The organism is Pseudomonas sp. YL2 (assembly GCF_023063025.1).
In the GTDB taxonomy this organism is placed as follows: domain Bacteria; phylum Pseudomonadota; class Gammaproteobacteria; order Pseudomonadales; family Pseudomonadaceae; genus Aquipseudomonas; species Aquipseudomonas putida_A.
The window spans coordinates 49,815-69,506 of sequence record NZ_JAJSLU010000014.1 but is presented as its reverse complement, the minus strand read 5'-3'; the positions used below and the strand labels follow the sequence as shown (position 1 = coordinate 69,506).

Genomic DNA, 19,692 nt, shown 5'->3' with positions numbered 1-19,692 from the left:
GGATGAATCTGTTGGCGGCGATTGCCAGTTTTATCAAAGTAGTTGAAGCCGGCTCGATCGTCGGCGCCGCCAAAACCCTGGGCGTCAGTGCGGCAGCGGTCAGCCAGACCCTCAGTCGCCTGGAAACGCACCTGGGCGTGCGCCTGCTGCAGCGCACCACACGCAGCATGGCGCTGACTGAAAACGGCGCGTTGTATTACGAAAAGGTGCGGCGTATTGCGGCTGATCTGGAGTCAGCGCAAAGCGCAATCATCAACGATGAAAGCGAATTGCAGGGCCGCTTGAGCATCGCCTCCACCAGTGCATTCGGCCGCCACGTCCTGGCGCCGTTACTCGCCAGTTTCGCCGCGCTGCATCCGCGCCTGCTGGTCGAGCTGTCGACCACCAATGGCAAGATCAATCACATCCAGAACGGCATCGACCTGAGCCTGCGGATCAAGCCGCAACTGGAAGACGGCATCGTCGCGCGCCGGATTGTTTCCCTGCCCTTCGTCTTCTGCGCCGCTCCCGCCTACCTTGCGCGCGCCGGGGTGCCGCAATCACCGCAAGACCTGCAACACCACGCCTGCCTGGCGTTCCGCTATCCACTGGATGGCCGCTTTCTGCGCTGGGGCCTGATCCGCGACGGTCAGCGCTACGACGCCCCGATCAACGCCACCGCCATCAGCGACGACATCGATGCCTTGGCGCAAATGGCAGTCAACGGCGCAGGTGTCACGCGCCTGGCCGAATTCGTCGCTGCGCCCTATCTCGAGAGCGGGCAATTGGTGCCGTTGTTCGACGATCTCCAAGGTGAAGCGCAGGCTTATGTCGAACCGATGGACATCTATGCGTGCGTACAGGAACGTGCGGCGATGACGCCGAAGGTCAGAGCCTTCATGGATTATTTGACGGAGCACTTGAATAGGCGCTGGCCAGTGCAAGCTGGTTGATCCACAGCAGCTCTTGCACTTTCAAGGCTGCAGATCACCCCCGAGCCTTTGGCTGCACGCACTCATCTGCTGGGTAATCCACTCGCGAAAAAGCATGGCATTGGCGCTCTGTTCGAAGGGTCGCGGTGACAGCAGGCAATAACTCGAACCGTCGCGAACGAAGCCGAACGGCGCGATCAACTGGCCGGATTTGAGTTCGTCCTGCACCATCAGAAACGACGCCATACCGACGCCCAGCCCGGCCAGCGCGGCCTGAATGCACAGGTAGAAATGCTCGTAATCGACCCGACTGCCCCCTGCCGCGCCGATCCGGGTCTGTCGCATCCAGTTGTCCCACGCCTGCGGGCGGGTCTTGCTGTGCAGCAGGCAGGCGCCGCGCAAATGATCGCCGTCAGGACGACTGGACAGCACGCAAACCGGACCGATCCACTCTTCACAAACAGTCACGCCGTGCACGGTCTCGTCCCAATGGAAATCGTCGCGGCGGATTGCCAGATCCACGCCTGAACGAGCGAAGTCGATCGGCCCGCCGGCCGTCAGTAACTGCACCTGCAACTGCGGATGGGCGCTGTGGAAGTCGGGCAAACGCGGGATCAGCCACTTCATGGCGATGGTCGGCTCGCAGGACACCACCAGCACATCGTCGTGGACTTCACGCTGCAGGCGATAAACCGTGTTCTGCAATTGCTCGAACATCGGCGCGGTGACGTTGAACAGCAAGCGTCCCGCGTGATTGAGAAAAATCGCGCGGTTACGCCGCTCGAACAATTCGACCCCGATCGCCTCCTCCAGCAAGCGCACCTGACGGCTGACCGCGCCGTGGGTGACGTGCAGCAACTCAGCGGCCTTGACGAAACTCTGGGTCTGGGCGGCGGTGTTGAAGAAGCGAAAGGCAGCCAGCGGAGGCAGGTTCATATAGACGATGATTTCTCACAGATTTTCGCGACTATAAATCGTTTTTTTTGCCAAAGACACTTCTCCATCATGTCGCCGCTCAGGGCCTGTTAATTCCATCCACGCTGTTGGCGGCGATGCTGCAGGCTCTGTATTTGTGAATTCAAGTAGCGCAAATAACGCGATGGAGCGTAGGGATGAATGAATTGTTTCTGGTAATCGCCATCACTGTTCTGGCGGTGATCAGCCCCGGCCCGGACTTTGCCATGGTCACTCGCAACAGTTATGCCTACGGGCGGCGCAGTGGTTTGCTGGCTGCGCTGGGCATCGCCTGTGGCGTGCAGGTTCATGTGTTCTACACGGTGTTCGGGGTGGCGCTGATCATCACCCAATCGCCGCTGCTGTTCTGGATGATGAAACTGCTGGGTGCCGGCTACCTGGTCTATCTGGGCATCAAATCCTTCACCAATAAATCTGTACTGACATTTGCCGAGGCGAGCGCTTCGGCACCCCGTGCCTGGAAGGTGTTCTGCTCAGGTTTTCTGACCAATGCACTGAATCCGAAAACCATGTTGTTCGTGGTAGCGGCGTACAGTCAGGTGGTGGAGCCAGACAGTTCGCTGACGATGAACTTCGCCTATGGCCTGTTCATGTCGGTCATTCATTGGCTGTGGTTCAGCCTGGTCGCGCTGTTTTTCTCCACCGAACGGTTACGCCGGCGCCTGCTGGAAAAACAGCGGCTCCTCGACAAGGCTATCGGGATCGCGTTGATGGGGCTGGCGGCATGTTTGATGATTCCGGGAGTTGCGCAGTCTTGAGCTAGAGCGTTTATGCTGTCTGGTCTGATACCCGTCAGGTCATTCTCGGCAAGTTCACCATGAGGCCCATTTCATGAGTAAAGCGCCCTACGTACCGCCCAAAGTCTGGAAACACGAAGCCCCGTCCGGCGGCCATTTCGCCAGCATCAACCGCCCGATTGCCGGGCCGACGCATGAAAAGACCCTGCCAGTGGGCAAACACCCGCTGCAGCTGTATTCACTGGCGACGCCCAATGGCGTCAAGGTGACCATCCTGCTGGAAGAATTGCTCGCACTGGGGCACACCGAGGCCGAGTACGACGCGTGGCTGATCCGCATCAACGAGGGCGATCAGTTCTCCAGCGGTTTTGTCGAGATCAATCCGAACTCGAAGATTCCGGCGCTGCTCGACCGTAGCGCACAGCCGCCGATTCGGGTATTCGAATCCGGTTCGATCCTGCTGTATCTGGCAGAGAAATTCGGCGCCTTCCTGCCGAAAGATCCCGCCGGCCGCACGGAAACCCTGAACTGGCTGTTCTGGCAGATGGGCGCCGCACCTTATCTGGGCGGTGGCTTCGGGCACTTCTACGCGTATGCGCCGGAGAAGCTCGAATACCCGATCAACCGCTTTACCATGGAAGCCAAGCGTCAGCTCGACGTGCTTGATCGGCGCCTTGGCGAGAGCCGCTATCTGGCCGGCGACAGCTACACCATCGCCGACATCGCGGTCTGGCCGTGGTACGGGCAACTGGTGCGCAATAACGTGTATTCGGCGGCTGAATTCCTTGCGGCCCAGGAGTACACCCACGTGCAACGCTGGGCAGAAGAAATCGCCGAGCGCCCGGCAGTCAAGCGTGGCCAGCGGGTCAATCGCACCTGGGGTGACGAGGCCAGTCAGGTTGCGGAGCGACATCAGGCCAGCGATCTGGACTGACGCCACATTCCCACAAAGATTTGTGCTGGACAGGGGCATCCCGGTTCACAGCAACCTTTGTGGGAGCGAGCTTGCTCGCGAAGGCGCCAAGTCAGTCAACACTGACATAAAAGACCTACCGCTTTCGCGAGCAAGCTCGCTCCCACAGGGAATTCGGGTTGGACATGAGGATTTGTGAACCTCAGCAATTACATTGAGACCACACCACCACTGTCGTCAAAGGATCTGCAATGCCCCCTGGAAAACGTGAACTGGCGCAAATCGAGCGGCGCTTGATTGCCACGCTCACCGATGCATGTGAAGCCGCAAAAGCTGAAATCAAAGGCTTCACCTGGCTGACTCACACCGCTGACCTGAACGCGTTGGCGGCAACCCTGAACGTCATCTGGGTGTTCGACACCGAAGCCGACAAAAACCTCGCACTGACTGATGCCAAGGCACGCCTCTTCGAACTGACGGCCACTGCGCTGAGGGAAGCCGATATCGACCTTTCCCCTTCAGAGCGCAACGTGCGTTTCGACTCCGAGGAGGCGTGCCAGCGTACTCACGGTGGCAACTGGCGTGAGCGTCTGAAACGGTACTCCTGACCTTTACGTTGCCGCTGAGACTGCGCTTCAGGTCCATCTGCTCATAGGCGCTGGTAGGAAGCGCAACCGGCTGTTGAGCGATACGACGATCCAGCGTCGCCTCAGACCGTCTCCTCGTCAACCGGCAACGAAGCCAGCATTTCAGCGCGGCACACCTCAAGAATCTCGTCGGCCAGGGCGGAATCATCCGGACAGGCACGCGACAGCACAATCGCGCCGACAGCCCGCGACAGCAGGTCGATCATTTTCTTCCTCCCCTCGCCCGCCACGGCGTCCGGCCCGGTTGGATATTTGTCTCCGAGGGTCTGCAGGGTGCGCTCGATCCCTTCGGCAAACGTCGTTTTCACCTCATCCGATTGACGCGCCGCGTCGCCACACAGCGCGGCCATGGTGCAACCGCTGCCACGTCCGTCGCGATGTTCTCTCGTCACATAGACATCGATGAAGCCAGGCACGTCGAGCGCTTCGGCACCTGCCAGCGACTTGGCAAGACTGCAGGAAGCGGCTTCAGCCATCAGATCGGCCTTGGAGCCGAAATGCTTGTAAAAACCACCGTGGGTGAAACCGGCAGCCGCCATGAGATCCGCCACACCGACGCCGTCAAAGCCACGCTCACGGAACAGCTCGGAAGCGGTCTCGACGATGTGTTCTCGATTGGCCTGCGCCTGGGCCTTGGTCACTCGCACGTGCAGTACCTCGTGTTCATTGGGAATGCTTGCGCCAATCATACATAGATGCTGGTCATAATCAAAACCGTTGACAGTTTAGATTTCGATCATCATCCTAATTGCACGCACACCGATCTCCACCAACGGGCACGGAAGAAATACCAGATGAGTAACCAGACGCTGTTCACCCCTTACACACTTGGCGACCTGACGTTGTCGAACCGCGTCGTCCTCGCACCGCTGACTCGCAACCGTGCAGGCGCAGGCTTTGTACCCAGCGAGTTCGCGGCCACCTATTACAGCCAACGCGCCAGCGCAGGCTTGCTGATCAGTGAAGCCACGCAGATTTCCCGACAAGGTCAGGGCTATCAGGACACCCCGGGAATCTACACGCCGGCGCAGATTGACGGCTGGCGCCAGGTGACCGATGCAGTCCATGCCAAGGGCGGAAAAATCTTTCTGCAACTGTGGCATGTCGGCCGCGTGTCGCACGTTGATCTGCAAGAAAACGGCGCCGCCCCCGTGGCCCCTTCTGCGCTGCGCGCCGCCACCAAAGTCTTCGTCAACAATCGCTTTGAAGATGTCTCGGCGCCGCGCGCGCTGGAGACCAGCGAACTGCCAGGGATCGTCTCGGATTTTCGCCAGGCTGCGGCAAACGCGAGTGCCGCCGGGTTCGATGGCGTGGAAATTCACGGCGCGAACGGCTATTTGCTCGATCAATTCCTCAGGGACAGCGCCAACCTGCGTACCGATGCGTATGGCGGCTCGACTGAAAACCGGGCGCGTCTGTTGCTTGAAGTGACGGCGGCCGTCGTTGATGAAATCGGCGCCAATCGCACCGGTGTGCGCCTGTCTCCGGTGTCGCCGGCCAATGGCGTCTCCAGCAGCGATCCGCAGGCGCAATTCGATTACGTCGCCGAGCAACTCGATGCCCTCGGCGTGGTTTATCTGCACGTGGTCGAAGGCGCGACCGGTGGCCCGCGCGACGTGGCGCCCTTCGACTTCGGCGCACTGCGCCAGCGCTTTAAAAACACCTACATCGCCAACAACGGCTATGACCTGGACCTGGCGACTTCGCAGCTCGCTAGAGACCACGCCGACCTGATCGCCTTCGGTCGCCCGTTCATTGGCAACCCGGATCTGGTGGAGCGCCTCAAGCAGGGCGCGCCATTGTCCGCGTTCGATCCCGCCACCCTCTATGGCGGCGGTGCGGCAGGCTACATCGACTACCCGACGCTGGCTGAATCAAGCGTCAGCGCCAACTGAGCGCGTTCTGTTTCTCACATCCTGAAAGAGAGATCCCCCATGAGCACTCGCCCTACTGTTCTGATCACTGGCGCCTCCACCGGCATTGGCGCGGTCTACGCCGAGCGCTTCGCGCAACGCGGCCACGATTTGGTATTGGTCGCCCGCGACCAGGCACGCCTGGACGCACTTGCAGCCCGGTTGCGCAGCGAACACGACGTCACCGTCGATGTGATCCCGGCGGACCTGACCCAACTCGCTGATCTGAGCACCGTTGAAAACCGCCTGCGCGACGACGCCCGTATCGGCATCCTCGTCAATAATGCCGGCGCCGCCCTCTCCGGTAACTTCATCGACCAAAGCACCGACAGCGTTGCGCAACTGGTCGCCCTCAACACCACCGCACTGGTGCGCCTAGCCAGCGCCATCGCTCCACGTCTGGTCAAGGCCGGTGACGGCGCGATCATCAACATCGGTTCGGTGGTGGGTCTGGCACCGGAGTTCGGCATGACCGTCTACGGTGCGACCAAGGCCTTCGTCCTGTTCCTGTCCCAGGGACTGAGCCTGGAACTGTCACCTCAGGGCGTCTACGTGCAAGCCGTACTCCCCGCCGCCACCCGTACGGAGATCTGGGATCGCTCCGGCATCGACATCAACACCTTGAGCGACATCATGGAAGTGGGCGATCTGGTGGATGCCGCTCTGGTCGGTTTCGATCGTCGCGAACCGGTGACCATCCCGCCGCTGCACGAAGCGCAACGCTGGGATGATCTGCAAGGCGCACGTCAGGGCCTGATCGGGCAAATCCGTCAGTCTGCGGTTGCTCAGCGCTACCTCAACCCACAGTGATTGTCTGGTAGCGAACACGCGCGGCGGATTCGATGCAGGCGCAAGTCACTGCATCGAATCCGGCCCGCGATCCGGAGCAGAAATGAATCAAACCCTGGCAAATAACCACACTGGCGCGTCGACGCCATTCAGCAACGCGGCGAACCAGTCGATCACGGTCAACGGCGTGCGCTTCGCTTACCGCGACATCGGCCCTGCTATCGGCGTCCCTCTGGTGCTGTTCAACCATTGGGGCGCCGTGCTGGACAACTTCGATCCCGCGATCATTGATGGACTGGCACAAACCCGACGGGTCATTACCACTGACTATCGCGGTATTGGCGGCTCTGGTGGAACCGCGCCACTGACCATCGGCGAAATGGCTGACGATGCCATTCAGTTGATCCGGGCGCTGGGGTTGGAAACCGTTGATGTACTGGGATTCTCGCTCGGCGGCTTCGTTGCTCAGGACATCGCCCTGAAGGCGCCCGATCGGGTGCGTCGCTTGATTCTGACCGGTACCGGTCCGGCCGGTGGCGACGGCATCGACAGAGTCGGTGCGGTCACCTGGCCATTGATCCTCAAAGGCTTGCTGACCTTTCGCGATCCCAAGGTCTACCTGTTCTTCACCTCGACAGCCAATGGCCGTCGATCTGCGTCGCTGTATCTGCGACGCCTGAAAGCACGCAAAAACAATCGCGACAAAGGCCCGACACCGAGCGCTTTTTTGCGCCAGTTGAAAGCGATCACCGCGTGGGGCCAACAGCCGCCGCAAGACCTCGGACGCTTGCGCATACCCACGCTTATCGTTAACGGCGACAGCGACATCATGGTGCCCAGCGTCAACTCGATGGCGCTGGCCAAGCGTATTCCCAACGCACAACTGGTGATTTATGAGGATGCCGGGCACGGCGGAATTTTCCAGCACTGCGTTGATTTTGTCGCCAAGGCGCAGGCATTCCTCGACGCCTGACGACACGGCGCAGCAACACCGCAACGCGCCAGCTACCCTCCTTACAACCGCCAAGAGCCGCACTACGATGAAAGCATTTCTGATTGATCGCTATGGAAAGAACACCGGGCGCATTGGCGAAGCGTCTGCCCCTGTGGTGGGTGCCCGTGATGTCTTGATCGAGGTACACGCCAGCAGCGTCAATGTGCTGGATTCGAAGATCAGCAGTGGCGAGTTCAAGCTGATTCTGCCCTATGCATTACCGCTCATACTGGGCAATGATCTGGCGGGTGTCGTGGTTGAGGTTGGCTCACAGGTGACGCGGTTCAAACCGGGAGACGAGGTTTACGCTCGCCCGCCGGAAACGCGGATCGGAACGTTCGCCGAATGGATCGCCGTGGACGAAAACGCGGTCGCACGAAAACCTGCCAATACCAGCATGGCACAAGCCGCGTCCCTGCCTTTGGTCGCGTTGACGGCGTGGCAAGTACTGATCGAAACCGCACAACTGAAAAAGGGTCAGAAAGTACTGATTCACGCGGGATCCGGTGGGGTTGGCAGCATTGCCATCCAGTTGGCCAGACACCTCGGCGCCTTCGTCGCCACGACCACCAGCACCGCGAACGTCGAATGGGTCAAAGCACTGGGGGCCGATCTGGTCATCGACTACAAACAGCAAGACTTCGAAAGCGTCCTGCACGACTACGACGTGGTGTTGAACAGCCTCGGCCCGGACGTATTGCAAAAATCACTCAAGGTCCTGAAGCCCGGCGGCCAGCTCATTTCCATCTCGGGCCCGCCCACTGCACAGTTCGCCCAAGAACAAGGCTTGTCCTGGCCATTGCAACAGGTAATGCGCCTGTTGAGCTTCGGTATCCGCCGCAAGGCGCGCAAGCAGGCGGTCAACTACACGTTCGTCTTCATGCGGGCCAATGGTGCACAACTGCAAAAAATTGCCACGCTGGTCGAGGAGGCAATCATCCGACCGGTGATTGACCGCAGCTTCCCGTTTGCCTCGACGGCAGAGGCGTTGAAGTACGTCGAGCAGGGGCGTGCCAAGGGTAAGGTCGTCGTTACGCTCAAATGACAACGTGTCCCTCGTCAGCCGGCCGCGTTCGACTCGACCAGATGAACTTCAGTCGCACTGCGACCGGCGCACCAAGCGAGCACCGACGCAATCACCAACACCGCCGCGCTCAGTTCGAAGGTGGCTTTATAACCGCTCAGATCAAACGCCAGTCCACCGACGATGGCCCCTCCGGCGATGGCCAGTTGCACGATGGCCACGAGCAGCCCGCCGCCGGCTTCGGCATCCTCCGGCAGCGTCTGCGCCAGCCAGGTCCACCAGCCAACGGGCGCCGCCGTGGCGACCAGTCCCCAGAGTCCGAGCAGCACCGCAGTCAACAGCGGCGATGCGCCGAAGTTGACCAGCGCCAGTGCAATGACCGCCATTATCAGCGGGATAACTGTCAGCGTGCGGTACAGGCCGGTGCCGAGGAATCTTTCGATCACAAAGGTCCCGATAAAACCGGCAAGCCCCAGCCCCAGCAGCATCAAGGACAGGGTTGCAACGCTGACCCCGGTGCCCCCCTCCAGAAAGGGCCGCAGGTAGGTAAACAGCATGAACTGCCCCATGAAAAAGACGCTGACAGCGACCATCCCCAAGGCGACCGGCCATTGCTTCATCAGCCGCAGGGCGTTGCCGCTACCGGCCTGACGCTCAAGCTTGAAGGACGGCAGACTGATCAGCAGCCACACGGCCGCCAGCACGGCGACCGGAACCACGCAGAAGAACGCGCCGCGCCAGCCTATCAACGCGCCGAGGAAACTCCCCGCCGGAGCGGCGATTACCGTCGCCAGCGCGTTTCCGCCGTTGACGATCGCCAGCGCCCGGGACACTTGATGAGGCTGCACCAGACGCATCGCGGTTGCCGCCGACAACGACCAGAAACCGCCGATCGCGATGCCGATCAGGGCCCGCCCGAACATGAACGAAGGGTAGCCCGGCGCGAACGCGACCACCGTGCCCGAGACGATCATCAGCAACGTCAGCCCCAACAGCAACTTCTTGCGCTCGACACGAGCGGCGACCGCTGCAATCACCAGACTGGTCATCAGGGCGAATGCACCGGACACGGAAATCCCCTGCCCAGCCTGACCTTCGCTGATGTGCAGTTCGGCGGCAATCGGCGTCAGCAGACTGACCGGCATGAATTCTGAAGCGACCAGGGCGAAGGCGGCCAGCGACATGGCCAGCACGGCGCTCCAGCCGCGTTGTTCTGTAGAAAGGGAAGTCATGGGAACTACCTGTATTGCGAGAGGCGTCCGGGCGATTACCCGGACGCACTGTTTTTCACGGTGCGAGGATCGCGTTGTCGAATCGCGGCTCTCCTGTAATGGTTTGACACATTCTCCCGGTCGATTCACCTCTGCCCTAGTGCATTCCTCTTGAATGCTTGCCTGATCCTCTGAGGATGCAGGGTGGTGTATAGGAATCGCCTGTGCAGCGGATTAGAGTTCGTTCAACAGGAGTTGCCCGACATGATCCCTACCCCGCTGCGCCACCAATCACCTCTGGCGTTGAACATTGACTCGCGCGTGAGCGTAGCGGGCGACTTCGCCACGTCGATACCCGGCCTGTCGCTGTTTCGTCGCGATCAGCCGGCGCCACCGAGCGTGTGCATGATCGAGCCGAGCCTGATTCTGGTCGGCCGTGGGGAAAAGCGCTTATGGGTCGGCGGTGAGGGTTACCGCTACGACCCTTCGCGGTTTCTGGTCACCTCGCTGGATCTGCCCGCCAACTCTGAAGTGATGCTCGCCAGCCCCGAACAGCCCTGTGTCGGGCTGGTGCTGAAGCTGGATGTCGGCATGCTCGCCGAGATCCTCAGCAAAGGTGGCTTGCCTGCGAAACGGCAGCCGTCGACGAACACCGGCGCTGGCATTGGCAACATGTCTTCCGCTCTGGAAGGCGCGCTCGAACGCCTGCTGGCATTGCTCGACGAGCCTGAAGCGATCCCGGTGCTGGCGCCGCTGGTGCTGCGGGAAATCCACTATCGGCTGCTCCATACCGACCAAGGCGCGCGGCTGCGGCAGATCACGGCCGTCGATGGCCAGGGTTATCGCATTGCCAAAGCCATCGACTGGCTCAAGGTCAACTACACCGAGGCGCTGCGCATCGATGAACTGGCGGCGCGGGTGCAGATGAGCGCACCGACTTTTCACCACCACTTCCGCCAGCTCACCGGTATGAGCCCGCTGCAGTACCAGAAATGGCTGCGATTGAACGAGGCGCGCCGGCTGATGTTGATGGAGCGTCTGGACGTTTCGCGAGCGGCGTTTGCGGTCGGTTATGAAAGTCCCTCGCAGTTCAGCCGCGAATACGCACGCCTGTACGGCACCGCACCCAGTCGGGACATCGCGCTGCTGCGTGGCGATCCCTTCGCCGCAGAAGCACTGGGCAATACGGCCAGTTGAGCAAAAGAACACGCTTTACCGGTGAGGCGCCACGCAGCGTTTCACCGCTTATAAAAATGCACGTCAACCGATGATCGAGCGGGTGAACCATGGAACTACGAATCAACCAGAAAACCTATCAGGTCGATGCCGACGCCGATACGCCCCTGCTGTGGGTGATCCGCGATGATCTGGGCATGACCGGCACCAAGTACGGCTGTGGATTGGCGCAGTGCGGCGCCTGTTCCGTGCTGGTGGACGGCAACGTGGTGCGCTCGTGCGTCACGCCGGTGGCCGGCGTGGTCGGCCGCGAGGTCACCACCATTGAGGCGATCGAGGCCGATGATGTCGGCAAACGCGTGGTCTCGACCTGGGTTGATCTGCAGGTCGCCCAGTGCGGCTACTGCCAGTCCGGGCAGGTGATGGCGGCCACGGCGCTGCTCAAGCAAAACCCCAAGCCGAGTGACGCGCAGATCGAGGCGGCGATGGTCAACCTGTGCCGCTGCGGCACGTACAACGCCATTCATGCCGCCGTGCATGAACTGGCCGGCAAGGGAGACGCCTGATGAACGTGCGTATCGATCCTGCTCAGGAAGCATCAGCACTGGCTCTGCACGAACCAATCAACGTGTCGCGCAGACGTTTCCTGGCCGGCACCGCTGTCGGCGCACTGGTGCTCGGTTTCGGCCTGCCGCTGGGCACGACGCGCGTGCAAGCGGCAGTGGCGGCCGCGACTGCCGAGCGTGGCACGCAGGTGCCGGCGTTTCTGGAAATCCGCCCGGACAACCGCGTGCGCCTGCTCTGCCCGTTCATGGAAGGCGGACAAGGTACGTTCACCGCGATGGCGCAGATCGTCGGTGAAGAACTGGATGCCGACCCGTCGACATTCCTGGTCGAAGCCGCGCCGCCCGGCGAAGCCTATGTGGTGATGGAAAACGGTATGCGCATCACCGGCGGCAGCATGTCGGTGCGCATGAGTTACCCGGTGATGCGCCGCCTCGGCGCCCTCGCCCGCGCCATGCTGCTGCAGGCCGGTGCGCAGAAACTTGGGGTGCCGGTCAGCGAACTGACTACCGAACCCGGCAAAGTCGTGCACACCAGGTCGGGGCGATCCGTGGCCTACGGCGAACTGGCCGAACACGCCATGGATCTGCCGGTGCCCGATCCGGCCTCGGTGCAACTGCGTGATCCGAGCCAGTTCCGCTGGATCGGCAAACCGGTGAAGCGCGTCGATGCCTACGACAAATCCACGGGCAAGGCGCTCTACAGCATCGATCTGAAGGTCGACGACATGCTCCACGCCGCCGTTCAACATGCACCACGTCTGGGGATGACCGTGGGTAACCTGCGCAACGAAGAGCAGGTCAAGGCGATGAAAGGCGTGCATTCCGTGCATCGTCTGCCGGGTGCCGTGGCGGTGGTCGCCGAGCGCTGGTGGCACGCCAAACGTGCAGTGGAGGCGATCCAGGTCGACTGGCAGGAACCCACGGCCGACAGCAAAGTACGGCCAATGCCTGCGGACTTTTCCAGCGACGCCTGGCTCAAGCGCCTGGCTGACGACAAAGGCCCGGCCAGGGATGATGAAAATGAGGGCGACGTGGCTGCAGTTCTGGCCAGCGCCAAAACGCGGATTGACGCCACTTACCACAACCAGTACCTGAACCACGGCCAGTTGGAGCCGCCGTCGGCGCTGGCCCGATTCAATCCCGACGGTTCGCTGGAAGTCTGGCTGCCGAATCAGGCGCCGGACATGTTCCGTGCGGACATCGCCAAACGCACCGGGCTGGACCCGTCGCGGATTACCTTGCATTCGCCATTGCTGGGGGGCTTCTTCGGTCGGCATTTCCTCTACGACGCCGCCAGCCCCTACCCGCAGGCGATCGAGTTGTCCAAGGCGGTTGGCCGCCCGGTCAAACTGATCTGGAGTCGCGAGGAAGAGTTTCTGCGCGACGTGCTGCGTCCCGTAGCCGCCGTGAATTTCCGCGCCGCGCTGGACAACGACGGCTGGCCGCTGGCGATCGAAGCAATCAGCGCCACCGAAGGCCCGACCGAGGCGCTGGCCGGCAAACAGGGTGAAAAACTCGACCCGACGGCGCTTGAAGGCTTGTCGGGCAAGTCCTATGCGATCCCCAACAAGCGCATCGCGCAGATCTACGCCAAAGGCCCGGCGATGCTGGGTTACTGGCGTTCGGTGGGCAATTCGCTCAACGACTTCTTCTATGAATCGTTCCTTGACGAACTGGCCGACAAGGGCGGCAAGGACCCGTTCGAATTGCGCCTGCATCTGCTGCGCGACAACCCACGACTGACCACGCTGCTGCAAGCAGTGGGCGAGCTGTCGGGGGGCTGGAAGCGTGGGCCGTTCACCGCGGCGGACGGCAGCAAACGCGCCCGAGGCGTGGCGATGGCGTCGCCGTTCGGTACCCAGACGGCGGTAATCGCCGAGGTCTCCATCGAGAACGGTCAGGTCAAGGTGCACGACATCTGGCAGGCAATCGACCCCGGCAGCATCGTCAATCCGGCGATTGTCGAAGCGCAGGTCAATGGCGCGGTGGCGCTGGGCCTGTCGCAGACCCTGGTGGAGGAAGCCGTGTGGATTGATGGCAAACCGCGCGCGCGCAACTACGACCTGTATCCGATCCTGCCGCCTGCGCGGATGGCCCGGGTCCACGTGCGTGTTGTCGAGAGCGGGGAAAAAATGGGCGGCATCGGCGAACCACCGTTGCCCGCTGTCGCGCCCGCCGTCGCCAATGCGGTGGCAACGCTGACCGGGCAACGGGTGCGCAGCCTGCCCATGAGCCGACACACCTTCACTTGATCAGCGCCGGAGCGTCCATGAATAACCGCCGATTCGCAAGAACCGCTGGCTGGCTGGCAGTGCCGTGCCTGGTCGCGGCAGGCCTGCTGGCCTGGTATGTCACCCGCGAGCCTGTCTCGCGCCTTGAAAACAACCACACCGCCGTGGCCGATATCGACCCGGCGCTGGTCGCTCGTGGCGAATACGTCGCCCGACTCAGCGACTGCGTGGCATGCCACAGCGTGCCGGGCGGTGCGCCGTTCGCTGGCGGCCTGGAAATGGCCACACCACTGGGCGCGATCCACGCGACCAACATCACCCCGGAGCCGGAAACCGGCATCGGCCGCTACAGCCTCGCGGACTTTGACCGTGCGGTGCGCCACGGCGTGGCACCTGAAAGCCGTCGTCTGTACCCGGCGATGCCCTACCCGTCCTACGCCAAGCTCAGTGACGATGATGTGCGGGCGCTGTACGCGTTTTTCATGAAAGGCGTGACACCGGTCAAGCAGGCGAATATCTCGAGTGCGATTCCTTTCCCATTGAACCTGCGCTGGCCGATTGCGTTGTGGAACGGTGTCTTCGTCGATACCGAGCCTTACGTGGCCAAACCGTCGCAGGATGCCGTGTGGAATCGCGGCGCTTATCTCGTGCAAGGCGCAGGACACTGCGGCAGTTGCCATACGCCGCGCGGTCTGGCGTTCAACGAGAAGGCTCTGGATGAATCCGCCACGCCGTACCTCGCCGGCGCCTTGCTCGATGGCTGGTACGCGCCGAGCCTGCGGGATGACCACAATACCGGCCTGGGCCGCTGGAGCGAGCCGGAGATCGTGCAGTTCCTCAAGACCGGGCGCAACAAACATGCGGTGGTTTACGGCTCGATGACCGAGGCGTTCAACAACTCCACGCAGTTCATGAGCGATGACGATCTGACCGCGATCGCCCGCTATCTCAAGTCATTGCCGGGGGACCGTCAGCGCGACGGCCAGCCATGGCAGTACCAAACGGTTTCGGCGGCGGAACGTCTGGACGCGCCCGGTGCTCATACCTACGTCACGCGCTGTGCTTCGTGCCACGGCCTCGACGGCAAGGGCCAGTCGGAATGGATGCCGCCGCTGGCCGGCGCCACCTCGGCACTGGCCAAGGAAAGTGCCTCGGCGATCAACATCACCCTCAACGGTTCGCAGCGGGTGGTGGCCGCCGGAGTACCGGACGCCTATCGCATGCCGGCATTCCGTGAACAGTTATCGGATCAACAGATCGCTGAAGTGCTGACCTTCATGCGCAGCACCTGGGGCAATCAGGGCGGTGCCATTGAACCGCAGGCCGTCAACAAGCTGCGTGAACGTACGGATCCGGCCAGCAGCAGCCCGATCATCCTGCAAATGCGTTAGAGGAACGTTTGATGGAAAGCATCGACTTGCTGGTCCTGCGCACCGCGCGGGACTGGCTCGCCGCCGGCGAGCAAGTGTTGCTCGCCACGGTGGCGCGCACATGGGGCTCTTCGCCGCGCCCGACAGGGTCGATGATGGCCTTGCGTAACGACGGTCGCGTGGTGGGCAGCGTGTCCGGCGGCTGCATCGAGGACGACCTGATCCATCGCTACACCACCGCGCATGGCGGCAGCGGCCTCAAGGACAGTGCGCCCGAGGTGGTGCGCTACGGCGTCAGCGCCGACGAGGCGCATCGTTTCGGTTTGCCCTGTGGCGGCACGCTTGAGCTGATTCTTGAGTTCAATCCCTCATGGCAGGTGCTGGACGAACTGCTGGTGCAACTGGATGCCGGGCAACTGGTGCGCCGCTGCCTGGCACTGGACAGCGGTCGCGTCACGCTGGAAACCACGGCCACCCCGGAGCAATTCAGTTTCGACGGCCACCTGATGCTCAATACCCTCGGGCCGGGGTATCGGCTGCTGATGATCGGCGCCGGCGCGCTGGCCGAGTACCTGGCGACCATGGCGCTGTTCAACGGCTTTAAGGTCGCGGTGTGCGACCCGCGTGCCGAATACATCGAAACCTGGGCGGTGAACGGTGTGGAGCGGATCATCGGCATGCCGGATGACGTGGTGCGCGACTTCGCGGTTGATCTGCGCACCTGCATCGTCGCCTTGAGCCATGATCCGCGACTCGACGATCTGGCGCTGCTCGAAGCTCTTCACAGCCCGGCGTTTTACATCGGCGCCATCGGTTCGCGGCGCAATAGCCAACTGCGCCGCGAACGTCTGATCGAGCATTTCGGTGAGACCCAGGCATCACTCGAACGGCTGCACGGGCCAATCGGCATCTACATTGGCAGCAAGACACCGGCGGAGATCGCCGTCAGCGTGATGGCCGAGATCCTGGCCGCGAAGAATGGCGCCAGCCTGCCGAAGGCGTTTTCGATTGCCAGAGCCAAGGCGCAACAGGGTCTGGCGCAATCGCATTGAGCCCCGATGCTTGGCCCTGTGCCTATATCAGGCGACTTTGATCACCACTTTGCCAAACGCGCCCTTCGCCAGATGCTCGTACGCCTCGCGCGCTTTCTCGAACGGATACACCTGATCGATCACCGGGCGAATCTTGTGCTGGTTGAGGAAGACGTTCATTCGGTCGAAGGACGAGCGCGGTGCCACGGCGATACCGCGAATGGTGGTCTGGCGGAAAATCAGCGGCATCAGATTGAGTGCAACGGTCTGCCCGGTCAAAAAACCGATCTGTGCAATGCGCCCGGAAGCCTTGGTCGCTGCAACCGACTGATTGATGCCGTTGCCACCGGCCACGTCGAGCAGCAGATCCACGCCTTTGCCGTCAGTCAGCCGCAACACTTCATCGGCCCAGTTCGGTGTCGTTCTGTAGTTCACGCCCGCGACCGCTCCCAGTTCCTTCACGGCTTGCAGATTGTGCTCGCTACTCGATGTGGCGATCACTTTGGCGCCCAGCGCCGTGGCGATCTGCACGGCAAAAATCGACACCCCGCCCGTGCCTTGTACCAGCACGGTCTGACCGGGCTGGATCTGTCCAAAGTCGACCAGTGAGTACCACGCCGTGAGCGCAGCAATCGGCAACGTCGCCGCCTCTTCGTCGCTCATGTTGTCCGGCGCGGCAACGGCGCTGTCTTCGTGGATGATCATGTATTCGGCCAGTCCGCCGGGCAGCGGCGAACCAAAGCAGTAGTCCGGTTCATTCGGCCCCGGCTCGCCATCCAGCCAGCGGGAATACAGATGCGAGTTGACCCGATCGCCGACCTTGAAGCGGCTGACGCCGTCACCCACCGCGACCACTGTGCCCGCTGCGTCGCTCACCGGAATCAACGGTTTGGGCACCATGTGCGGCTCGTAGATGCCGTCAACGATCGCCTTGTCGCGAAAATTGAGGGACACGGCGCCGACCTTTACCAGCAATTCGCCGGACTGTGGCTGCGGGGTCGCTGTCTCTTCCAGGTGCAGATTGTCGAGGCCGAAATCTTTCAGTAACCAGGCTTTCATTGCGAATCTCCAAAAACGGATCAATGGCTGCAAACCACCAAGGGTTTGCCTGGGCACATCTTTCGCTGTTGGGCTCGCGCAATAAATACGCAAAAAGGCACATGATTATTCTATCCTCAAGCAACAATTGAATTCCGTCAGGTCCCGATCATGGAATTGCTGCAATCGATGCGACTGTTCGCCCGGCTTGCCGAGCTCGGCAGCTTCACCAAAGCCGCCGAATCGCTGGACATCGGGCGCCCCCAGGTCACCCGTTACATCCAGGAGCTGGAAACATCCCTGGGTGTGCGTCTGTTTCAGCGCACCACCAGAAAAGTCGCGCTCACCACCGAAGGCCAACTGTTCTATGAGCGAGTGCAGGAAATTCTCGCGGATATCTCGGCCGCCACTTCGATGTTCGACCGCAGCGGAGCAACGCTCGAAGGCCGGCTTCGGGTCGATATCCCGACCGCGTTCGCGCAACTGGACTTCATCAAAAACCTGAAAACCTTCACCAGCGCCTTCCCCGGGATCGACATGGTGCTGGGCGTGACTGATCGGGCGGTCGACCTGATCGGTGAAGGCATCGACTGCGCGTTACGAATTGGCGAGTTACCGGACTCGACCTTGATCGCTCGCCCGATCGCCATGGCAACCATGGTCACGTGCGCTGCCCCCGAGTATCTGCAGGAACACGGCGAACCGCGGACACTCGACGATCTGAATGCCCATCGCGGGGTGAATTTTCTTTCCGGCCAAAACAACAGGACATTGCCCTGGCACTTCTCGGTCAAAGGCAAAGACCGCGCGTTCATCAGCAACGCCGGCATCACCGTCACCGAGTCGAATGCTTACGTGCAGTGCGGCGTAGCGGGCTTTGGAATCATTCAGGCGCCAGGCATCACCGTGGCCGAATATCTGGCCAGCGGCACCCTGGTGGAAATCCTCAGCGCCTATCGGCCCACCCCGCGCCCGGTATCACTGCTGTACCCCAGCCGCACGCACCTGGCTGCGCAAGTTCAGGTATTTGTCGAATGGCTGCAGCAGCACTTTGTGCAGATCTATCCTGACTGGCTGGAACAATAACGATCACGTCCGGTGGCGGGTGAACTGCTGTTCCGTCACCACGCTGCCCCACTGACTGCCCTGCTCTTCCATGGTCAATTCGAACCCGGCCGCTTCGTACAGTCGGCGCGCGGCGTCTAGGCCCTTGAAGGTCCAGAGCTGGATCGCGTCAAAACCCTGCTGATCGCAAAACTCCACTGCCGCGCTCAGCAGTTGCCGGCCGACGCCACTGCCGCGGCAGCCGTCGTCGAGGATGAACCAGCGCAGATGCGCCTGATTGTTACCCAGATCCTGGCCGTCGATTGCGATTGAGCCGACGATGCGCTCATCAAGCGTGGCTACCCAGATCTGGTTGCAGGGTTGATCGAGACGCCCGACAAACTCCGCCGTTTCACGGGCGACGCGGCTTTCAAAGATCGCGCCGAAACCGGAATGCCGCGAATAATAATCCGCATGCATTTGCGCCACGCGGCCGATCAGCCCGGGGCGATAGCCGGCGCTGATGTGCAGGTTCGGCGTGAGTGGCCGGTCGGCGCCCAGACGGATGGTCTTGAGCGCATGCGCGTAGGTTGACAGGCCCTGCGCCACGCTCTGTTGTTGCGACGGATTGAGCGTGTCCAATGCCTTGCTGACCTGGGCCTGGCCGTAGGCATGAATGTCGGCGACGGTCTGCCGGCCCTGCGCCGTCAGGTGCAGATGCTTGACCCGGGCGTCCTCGGCGGCACGCTCCTCGATCTCCCCGGCCTTGATCAGTTTGCCGACCATGCGGCTGACACTGGACTTTTCCAGACCAAGGCTTTGCGCCAGTTGTGCAGCGCTGACGCCGTCCCCGGCTTCGATTTCCAGCAAGGCGTGCACGCCGGAGGCGGAATAGTCGGTCGCCGCCAGGGTGGCGCGCAGGAAACCGAATTCACGCACCATCGTGCGCGACGCTGTACGGATTTCTTCGATCAAGGCTGAAGGGATACTCATGACACATCACCGCTGAAATTTAGTTGTACTATACAACCATATTCCCCTTCGCCGACGCAAGCAGCCGACCACGCCGGGCAAACGTCAGCGTGTCGACATCAACACCGCAGCAAACGTCAGACAAAAAAA

General features: G+C 61.6%; 19 protein-coding genes. 14 read left to right on the top strand and 5 right to left on the bottom strand.

Going from position 1 to position 19,692, the window contains the following annotated elements; all coding sequences use genetic code 11:
• Positions 1 to 2 precede the first annotated feature (2 nt).
• The gene (locus LVD08_RS19670; protein WP_247268977.1) at positions 3 to 932 is read left to right on the top strand and encodes a LysR family transcriptional regulator; all 930 of its coding nucleotides are present in this window, start codon (positions 3 to 5) and stop codon (positions 930 to 932) included.
• 21 nt (positions 933 to 953) lie between these two features.
• Here LVD08_RS19670 and LVD08_RS19665 read toward each other — a convergent pair whose 3' ends face one another.
• On the bottom strand, positions 954 to 1,847 hold the full coding sequence (locus LVD08_RS19665) for a LysR substrate-binding domain-containing protein (RefSeq protein WP_247268976.1): 894 nt from the start codon (positions 1,845 to 1,847) through the stop codon (positions 954 to 956).
• A 176-nt stretch (positions 1,848 to 2,023) separates the two neighbouring features.
• On the opposite strand from LVD08_RS19665, the gene LVD08_RS19660 reads away from it, so the two are divergent.
• The 3 genes from LVD08_RS19660 to LVD08_RS19650 all read left to right on the top strand — a co-directional run bounded on the left by LVD08_RS19660 (position 2,024) and on the right by LVD08_RS19650 (position 4,144).
• Positions 2,024 to 2,644 (top strand): LysE family translocator, encoded by a 621-nt coding sequence (locus tag LVD08_RS19660; protein WP_247268975.1) that lies wholly within the window; start codon positions 2,024 to 2,026, stop codon positions 2,642 to 2,644.
• Between the two features lie 73 nt (positions 2,645 to 2,717).
• Positions 2,718 to 3,557, top strand: coding sequence for a glutathione-dependent disulfide-bond oxidoreductase (gene yghU / locus LVD08_RS19655; RefSeq protein ID WP_183780453.1), 840 nt, complete (start codon positions 2,718 to 2,720; stop codon positions 3,555 to 3,557).
• Between the two features lie 230 nt (positions 3,558 to 3,787).
• Positions 3,788 to 4,144, top strand: a complete 357-nt coding sequence (locus LVD08_RS19650) for a hypothetical protein (protein ID WP_247268974.1) — start codon at positions 3,788 to 3,790, stop codon at positions 4,142 to 4,144.
• Positions 4,145 to 4,245: 101 nt separating this feature from the next.
• Here the strand turns inward: LVD08_RS19650 and LVD08_RS19645 are convergent, their stop codons facing one another.
• Positions 4,246 to 4,872, bottom strand: a complete 627-nt coding sequence (locus LVD08_RS19645; protein WP_247268973.1) for a TetR/AcrR family transcriptional regulator — start codon at positions 4,870 to 4,872, stop codon at positions 4,246 to 4,248.
• Between the two features lie 105 nt (positions 4,873 to 4,977).
• Here LVD08_RS19645 and LVD08_RS19640 point away from each other — a divergent pair, with 105 nt between their 5' ends.
• The 4 genes from LVD08_RS19640 to LVD08_RS19625 all read left to right on the top strand — a co-directional run bounded on the left by LVD08_RS19640 (position 4,978) and on the right by LVD08_RS19625 (position 8,924).
• Positions 4,978 to 6,078, top strand: coding sequence for an alkene reductase (locus tag LVD08_RS19640; protein WP_247268972.1), 1,101 nt, complete (start codon positions 4,978 to 4,980; stop codon positions 6,076 to 6,078).
• 39 nt (positions 6,079 to 6,117) lie between these two features.
• Positions 6,118 to 6,906, top strand: a complete 789-nt coding sequence (locus LVD08_RS19635; RefSeq protein ID WP_150368825.1) for an SDR family NAD(P)-dependent oxidoreductase — start codon at positions 6,118 to 6,120, stop codon at positions 6,904 to 6,906.
• Between the two features lie 82 nt (positions 6,907 to 6,988).
• Positions 6,989 to 7,858, top strand: a complete 870-nt coding sequence (locus LVD08_RS19630) for an alpha/beta fold hydrolase (protein WP_247268971.1) — start codon at positions 6,989 to 6,991, stop codon at positions 7,856 to 7,858.
• A gap of 67 nt (positions 7,859 to 7,925) precedes the next feature.
• The gene (locus LVD08_RS19625; RefSeq protein WP_247268970.1) at positions 7,926 to 8,924 is read left to right on the top strand and encodes an NADP-dependent oxidoreductase; all 999 of its coding nucleotides are present in this window, start codon (positions 7,926 to 7,928) and stop codon (positions 8,922 to 8,924) included.
• Between the two features lie 14 nt (positions 8,925 to 8,938).
• Here LVD08_RS19625 and LVD08_RS19620 read toward each other — a convergent pair whose 3' ends face one another.
• The gene (locus tag LVD08_RS19620; protein WP_247268969.1) at positions 8,939 to 10,135 is read right to left on the bottom strand and encodes an MFS transporter; all 1,197 of its coding nucleotides are present in this window, start codon (positions 10,133 to 10,135) and stop codon (positions 8,939 to 8,941) included.
• Between the two features lie 243 nt (positions 10,136 to 10,378).
• Between LVD08_RS19620 and LVD08_RS19615 the strand changes: the two genes are divergently transcribed.
• From LVD08_RS19615 to LVD08_RS19595, 5 genes are all read left to right on the top strand, one after another.
• The gene (locus LVD08_RS19615) at positions 10,379 to 11,311 is read left to right on the top strand and encodes an AraC family transcriptional regulator (RefSeq protein ID WP_247268968.1); all 933 of its coding nucleotides are present in this window, start codon (positions 10,379 to 10,381) and stop codon (positions 11,309 to 11,311) included.
• A gap of 89 nt (positions 11,312 to 11,400) precedes the next feature.
• Entirely contained in the window at positions 11,401 to 11,856 is a 456-nt protein-coding gene (locus tag LVD08_RS19610) for a (2Fe-2S)-binding protein (RefSeq protein ID WP_027613020.1), read from the top strand.
• Positions 11,856 to 14,108 carry a xanthine dehydrogenase family protein molybdopterin-binding subunit gene (locus LVD08_RS19605; RefSeq protein ID WP_247268967.1) on the top strand — a complete coding sequence of 751 codons (2,253 nt, stop codon included), beginning with the start codon at positions 11,856 to 11,858 and terminating at the stop codon, positions 14,106 to 14,108. The genes LVD08_RS19610 and LVD08_RS19605 overlap by 1 nt, the downstream gene beginning before the upstream one ends.
• A 17-nt stretch (positions 14,109 to 14,125) precedes the next feature.
• Positions 14,126 to 15,478 (top strand): c-type cytochrome, encoded by a 1,353-nt coding sequence (locus LVD08_RS19600; RefSeq protein WP_247268966.1) that lies wholly within the window; start codon positions 14,126 to 14,128, stop codon positions 15,476 to 15,478.
• 11 nt (positions 15,479 to 15,489) lie between these two features.
• Positions 15,490 to 16,509, top strand: a complete 1,020-nt coding sequence (locus tag LVD08_RS19595) for an XdhC family protein (protein ID WP_247268965.1) — start codon at positions 15,490 to 15,492, stop codon at positions 16,507 to 16,509.
• A gap of 27 nt (positions 16,510 to 16,536) precedes the next feature.
• Here the strand turns inward: LVD08_RS19595 and LVD08_RS19590 are convergent, their stop codons facing one another.
• Entirely contained in the window at positions 16,537 to 17,547 is a 1,011-nt protein-coding gene (locus LVD08_RS19590) for a zinc-dependent alcohol dehydrogenase family protein (protein ID WP_097090345.1), read from the bottom strand.
• A gap of 168 nt (positions 17,548 to 17,715) precedes the next feature.
• Between LVD08_RS19590 and LVD08_RS19585 the strand changes: the two genes are divergently transcribed.
• On the top strand, positions 17,716 to 18,612 hold the full coding sequence (locus LVD08_RS19585; protein WP_177408971.1) for a LysR family transcriptional regulator: 897 nt from the start codon (positions 17,716 to 17,718) through the stop codon (positions 18,610 to 18,612).
• A 3-nt stretch (positions 18,613 to 18,615) separates the two neighbouring features.
• Here LVD08_RS19585 and LVD08_RS19580 read toward each other — a convergent pair whose 3' ends face one another.
• Positions 18,616 to 19,563, bottom strand: coding sequence for a bifunctional helix-turn-helix transcriptional regulator/GNAT family N-acetyltransferase (locus tag LVD08_RS19580; RefSeq protein WP_183780484.1), 948 nt, complete (start codon positions 19,561 to 19,563; stop codon positions 18,616 to 18,618).
• Positions 19,564 to 19,692 lie beyond the last annotated feature (129 nt).

Excerpts from the sequence above, each read along its gene's own strand:
- LVD08_RS19650 (WP_247268974.1), top strand. The coding sequence starts at position 3,788 with ATGCCCCCTGGAAAACGTGAACTGGCGCAAATCGAGCGGCGCTTGATT.
- LVD08_RS19625 (WP_247268970.1), top strand. The coding sequence starts at position 7,926 with ATGAAAGCATTTCTGATTGATCGCTATGGAAAGAACACCGGGCGCATT.
- LVD08_RS19620 (WP_247268969.1), bottom strand. The coding sequence starts at position 10,135 with ATGACTTCCCTTTCTACAGAACAACGCGGCTGGAGCGCCGTGCTGGCC.
- LVD08_RS19630 (WP_247268971.1), top strand. The coding sequence starts at position 6,989 with ATGAATCAAACCCTGGCAAATAACCACACTGGCGCGTCGACGCCATTC.
- LVD08_RS19640 (WP_247268972.1), top strand. The coding sequence starts at position 4,978 with ATGAGTAACCAGACGCTGTTCACCCCTTACACACTTGGCGACCTGACG.
- yghU (WP_183780453.1), top strand. The coding sequence starts at position 2,718 with ATGAGTAAAGCGCCCTACGTACCGCCCAAAGTCTGGAAACACGAAGCC.
- LVD08_RS19580 (WP_183780484.1), bottom strand. The coding sequence starts at position 19,563 with ATGAGTATCCCTTCAGCCTTGATCGAAGAAATCCGTACAGCGTCGCGC.
- LVD08_RS19665 (WP_247268976.1), bottom strand. The coding sequence starts at position 1,847 with ATGAACCTGCCTCCGCTGGCTGCCTTTCGCTTCTTCAACACCGCCGCC.
- LVD08_RS19590 (WP_097090345.1), bottom strand. The coding sequence starts at position 17,547 with ATGAAAGCCTGGTTACTGAAAGATTTCGGCCTCGACAATCTGCACCTG.
- LVD08_RS19670 (WP_247268977.1), top strand. The coding sequence starts at position 3 with ATGAATCTGTTGGCGGCGATTGCCAGTTTTATCAAAGTAGTTGAAGCC.
- LVD08_RS19660 (WP_247268975.1), top strand. The coding sequence starts at position 2,024 with ATGAATGAATTGTTTCTGGTAATCGCCATCACTGTTCTGGCGGTGATC.
- LVD08_RS19585 (WP_177408971.1), top strand. The coding sequence starts at position 17,716 with ATGCGACTGTTCGCCCGGCTTGCCGAGCTCGGCAGCTTCACCAAAGCC.
- LVD08_RS19645 (WP_247268973.1), bottom strand. The coding sequence starts at position 4,872 with ATGATTGGCGCAAGCATTCCCAATGAACACGAGGTACTGCACGTGCGA.
- LVD08_RS19595 (WP_247268965.1), top strand. The coding sequence starts at position 15,490 with ATGGAAAGCATCGACTTGCTGGTCCTGCGCACCGCGCGGGACTGGCTC.
- LVD08_RS19600 (WP_247268966.1), top strand. The coding sequence starts at position 14,126 with ATGAATAACCGCCGATTCGCAAGAACCGCTGGCTGGCTGGCAGTGCCG.
- LVD08_RS19610 (WP_027613020.1), top strand. The coding sequence starts at position 11,401 with ATGGAACTACGAATCAACCAGAAAACCTATCAGGTCGATGCCGACGCC.
- LVD08_RS19615 (WP_247268968.1), top strand. The coding sequence starts at position 10,379 with ATGATCCCTACCCCGCTGCGCCACCAATCACCTCTGGCGTTGAACATT.
- LVD08_RS19635 (WP_150368825.1), top strand. The coding sequence starts at position 6,118 with ATGAGCACTCGCCCTACTGTTCTGATCACTGGCGCCTCCACCGGCATT.
- LVD08_RS19605 (WP_247268967.1), top strand. The coding sequence starts at position 11,856 with ATGAACGTGCGTATCGATCCTGCTCAGGAAGCATCAGCACTGGCTCTG.